Annotated in this window: 3 protein-coding genes; 1 reads left to right on the top strand and 2 read right to left on the bottom strand. The window is 73.1% G+C overall.

Annotation, left to right across the window (positions count from 1 at the left end; translation table 11 throughout):
* Nucleotides 1-138: 138 nt before the first annotated feature.
* On the bottom strand, nucleotides 139-810 hold the full coding sequence (locus tag ACWDSL_RS52140) for a uracil-DNA glycosylase (protein WP_450496654.1): 672 nt from the start codon (nucleotides 808-810) through the stop codon (nucleotides 139-141).
* An 83-nt stretch (nucleotides 811-893) separates the two neighbouring features.
* Entirely contained in the window at nucleotides 894-2,645 is a 1,752-nt protein-coding gene (polX, locus tag ACWDSL_RS52145; RefSeq protein WP_450496656.1) for a DNA polymerase/3'-5' exonuclease PolX, read from the bottom strand.
* 161 nt (nucleotides 2,646-2,806) lie between these two features.
* Between polX and ACWDSL_RS52150 the strand changes: the two genes are divergently transcribed.
* On the top strand, nucleotides 2,807-3,961 hold the full coding sequence (locus tag ACWDSL_RS52150; protein WP_450496658.1) for a baeRF2 domain-containing protein: 1,155 nt from the start codon (nucleotides 2,807-2,809) through the stop codon (nucleotides 3,959-3,961).
* Nucleotides 3,962-4,349 lie beyond the last annotated feature (388 nt).

A 4,349-nucleotide genomic window follows, 5' to 3' on the forward strand; every position in this document is an offset into this window, starting at 1 on the left:
GTGGTGTTATGAGGTGTGCTATTCCGATCTGAGGGCCCGGGCGCCCACCGGCCCCAGTGCGTGGCACCACGACCCCCCCCCCCCCGGGCCGCCGACGACTCAACGCGTCGGCGGCCCGTCTCCGTCGGCACGGAGGGGCTACAACCCGGCCGCCTCCGCCGCCGAGCGGAGCACGTCTTGCAGCATCGCCGGGGTGAGCCGCCCGGTGAAGGTGTTCTGCTGGCTGACGTGGTAGCAGCCGAACACCCGCAGCGGCGCCCCCGCCCCCACCGCCCGCAGCGTGGTCCGCGCACCGTGTGCGAACGACGGGCGCGGGCGGGGCACCTCCCAGCCGGCGGCGGCGAGCGCGGGCAGCGCCGCCTGCCAGCCGAACCCGCCCAGCACCACCACCGAGCGCAACGTCGGCCGCAGCAGCCGCAGTTCCTGGACCAGCCAGGGACGGCAGGTGTCACGCTCTCCGGTCGTGGGCCGGTTGGCCGGCGGGGCGCAGTGCACGGGCGCGGTGATCCTGACCCCGCGCAGTTCCAGGCCGTCGCCCCGATGGGTCGCCTCGGGCTGGTTGGCCAGGCCGATCGCGTGCAGCGCCGCGTACAGGAAGTCCCCGGCACGGTCGCCGGTGAACATCCGGCCGGTGCGGTTGCCGCCGTGCGCGGCCGGGGCCAGACCGATGATGGCGAGCGCCGCGCCCTCCGGTCCGAACCCCGGCACCGGGCGGGCCCAGTAGTCCCACTCCCGATAGGCCGGGCGCTTGATACGGGCGGCCTCCTCCCGCCACCGCACCAGCCGCGGGCAGGCACGGCAGCCGCTCACCCGCACGTCCAGCTCGCGCAGCGTGTCCGCGCCCGGCGCCTGCTGCGCGGGGTGTGCGGGATGCTCGGGGTCTTCTGTGGTGTTCAGCCGTGCCCGTCCTTGCGATCCTGGCGATCCTTGCGCAGAAAACGCCGCAGCCGGGTCAGCGGCCAGGTGTTGATCACATCATCGGGGGTCAGCCAGCCGCGCTGCGCCGTCCCGACACCGTAACGCAGGGCGTCGATGTCGAGGGTCGAGTGCGCGTCGCTGTCCACCGCGAACTTCGCGCCGTGTTCCCTGGCCCGCAGGATGTTCTCGTCCGACAGGTCCAGCCGGTCCGGGTGCGCGTTGATCTCCAGCGCGGTGCCGGTGCGGGCACACGCCGCGAACACCTCGTCCAGATCGGCGTCGATGCCCGGCCGCTTCCCGATCAGCCGGGTCGTCGGATGGCCGATGATGTTGACGTTGGGATTCTCGCAGGCCCGCAGCAGCCGCCGGGTCATCTCGTCCCGCGCCAGGCCGAACTGCGTATGCACCGAGGCCACGCACAGGTCGAAGCCCTCGAGGAAGTCGTCGGGCCAGTCCACGTCCCCCTGGACGTCGATGTTCAGCTCCACGCCGTGCAGCAGCCGCATCCCGCCGCGCCCCCGCCTCCGGTCCAGATCCCGGATCCGCTCGCGCTGGGCCAGGATCTTCTCATCGGTCATCTGCTGCATATACAGCTTCGGCGCGTGGTCGGTGACGGCGTAGTACGCGTAACCGCGCCGCCGGGCCGCCGCGATCATCTCCTCCAGCGGTTCGAGGCCGTCGGTGAGGTTCGTATGGGTGTGCAGATCGCCGCGCAGATCCGACTCCGTCAACAGTGGGGGCAGCCGCCCGTTCAAGGCGGCCTCGACCTCGCCGCGGTCCTCCCGCAGCGTCGGCGGGATCCAGTCCATGCCGAGCCTGGCGTACACGTCCTCCTCGCTGCGCGAGGCGATCCGCTCCCCGCTCTTGGCGTCGAAGAGCCCGTACTCGGAGAGCTTGAGGCCGTGGCGCATCGCGATCGCGCGGACGCGGATGTTGTGGGCCTTGGACCCGGTGAAGTACAGCAACCCCGCGCCCCAGGAGTCCAGGGGTAGCACTCGCAGGTCCACCTGCAGTCCCTTGGTGGTGCGGATCGAGGTCTTCTTCTCCCCGTGCGCGATGACCTCGGCGGTGTACGGCAGCCGGGTGAAGGCCTCCATGAAGGGGATCGATTCGTCCGCCGCGACCAGGATGTCGATATCGCCGACGGTCTCCTTCATCCGCCGCAGGGACCCCGCGTACTCGCAGGCCTCGCAGCCGGTCACCCGGGACAGCTCGGCCACGATGTCATCGGCCACGCTCATGGCCGCGTTCAGCGGGACCCGGTCCCCGGCGGCCTGCATGAGGGCGATGCCGTGGAGGATGTTCTCCTCCGTCTTGGGGCCGAAGCCCTTCAGATCGCGCAGCTTGTGGTCGTGGATCGCGTCGGAGAGCTGGTCGATGGACGCGATGTGCAACTCCTCGTACAGCAGCATGGCCTTCTTCGGCCCGAGGGCCGGGATGGCGGTCAGCTGTCGCACCCCGGCCGGGATCGCTGCGCGCACCTCGTCGACGGCGGGCACGCTGCCGGTGCGCAGATACTCCACGACCTTGTCGGCGATCGACTTGCCCACCCCGGGGATCTCCCGCAACCCCTTCGCGTCGAGCTCCGACACATCGCGTGGGTAGCCGCCGATCGCCCGGGCGGCCTTCTCGTAGGCACGCGCCTTGAACGCGTCCCCGCCGGTGATCAGAAGGAGGTCCGCGTACTCCCGAAGCAGCGCCTCGACCTCCTCGTTGGAGCGAGTCACACCGTCAATTCTAGGCGGGACAGCTCGTCGATGGCGCGCCAGGACGTGCCTGGCGCTCGGGGACCGGTGGAGGGATCCTGGGGTTCAGGAACGGGGCGGGGGCTCCGGATTCCTCCGGGTGCGCCCCGGCTCTCGTGCGTTTCCCCGGGATGGGGGAGGTCATGGATGTTGGATTCCTGAAGCCGCTGTTCGACCGCCCGGGTCCCTGGGCCTGCGTCTATCTGGACACCTCGCGCGCGACCGAGGACGCGCCCACCCGGCGCAGGCTGCGTGAGCGGTTCGTCTGCGACCAGCTCACCCGGCAGGGCGCCGACGCCGCCACGCGCGAGGCGCTGGTGCAGCGGCTGGCGGGCGAGCGGACGGCGCGGCCGTCCGCGGGGCGGGCGCTGTTCGCGGCGGGCGGGGAAGTGGTCCTCGACCTTCCGCTGGCCACTTCGCCACGCGACGTGGACACCTCCTGGTCGGTGCTTCCCCGGGTCGCGCCGCTGGCCTCGCTGCGCGGCGAGTGGCCCTCCTGCCTGGTGGCCCGCGTCGACCGCTCCGGAGCCGATCTCGAACTGCTCGACGCCGCCGGCCCGCGCCCCGTGGGCCGGGCGAGCGGCGGACCGCCGCAGGGGCGCGGACACCGCTCCGTGCCCGCCGACCGGTACGAGTGGCACTACCGGAACCGGGTCGAGAACACCTTGGACCAGACCGCGGACGTCGTCGCCGACGAGCTCGCGCGGCGGTGGCCGGAGAGCGACGCGCGGCTGCTGGTCCTGGCCGGCGACCCGCGTGAGCGCAGGGCCGTGCACGACCGGCTGCCCGAGCCGCTGCGCGCCAGCACGGTGCAGGCGCAGCACGGCAGCAGGGCCGCGGGCAGCTCCCGGGAACTGCTCGAAGCGGAGATCGAACGCGCCCGCGAGGAATACGTCCGCACCCACCTGGAGGACGTCCTCGACCTCTTCCGCGCCGCGCGGGGCCGCCCGGGGGAGCCGGGGGTGGGCGGGGCCCATGACGGTTCGACGCCAGGTGGCGCGGCGGAGGGGATGCGGGCCGTGGTGGAGGCGGTACGCAGCCATCAGGCGGCCACGCTGCTGATCGGACAGACGGGGTCGGACGCCCGCCGCGAGGTGTGGGTGGGCCCCGGTGTCGACCAGGTGGCCGTGCAGCGCGCCCAGGCCCGCGCGCTTGGGGTGGCCTCGCCGGAGCCGGCGCGCGCGGACGACGCGCTGGTGCGCGCGGCCGCGGCGGCGGACACCGAGGTGCTGATGGTGCCTGAGGGCATGACGGGACCGTCGGGAGGCCTCGGCGCGGTGCTGCGCTGGCACGGCTGAGCGGGCCGACGGGGGAGGGGGAGGTACGGGGGCGATTCGGGTGCACGCCCGTGTGGGGTGGCGTGCTGTCACTGGTGATCCAGGCGTGCGCTCGTGCGGCGCGGCGGCGCTGTCCAGGGTGGTACGGGCGTGCTCTCGCGCGGCGCGGCGGTGTTGACATGTCGCATTCACGTCTCTAGCGTCCAAAGACTGTTAGGAAAGTTGCCTAACCAACGCCCGGCCCCCCAGGGAGACCCCCGTGTTCCTCCGCCTGGCACCACCCCGGCGGCGGGCGACAGCCCGCGTGCGCCCCGTCCTGACCACCGCGCTCGCCGCCGGCGGGCTGCTGCTGGCGCTCTCCCTCCCGGCGGCCGTCGGCGTACGGGGCGGCGGGGCGGCGCCCGCCGGG

This window comes from Streptomyces sp. NPDC000941 (genome assembly GCF_053599555.1).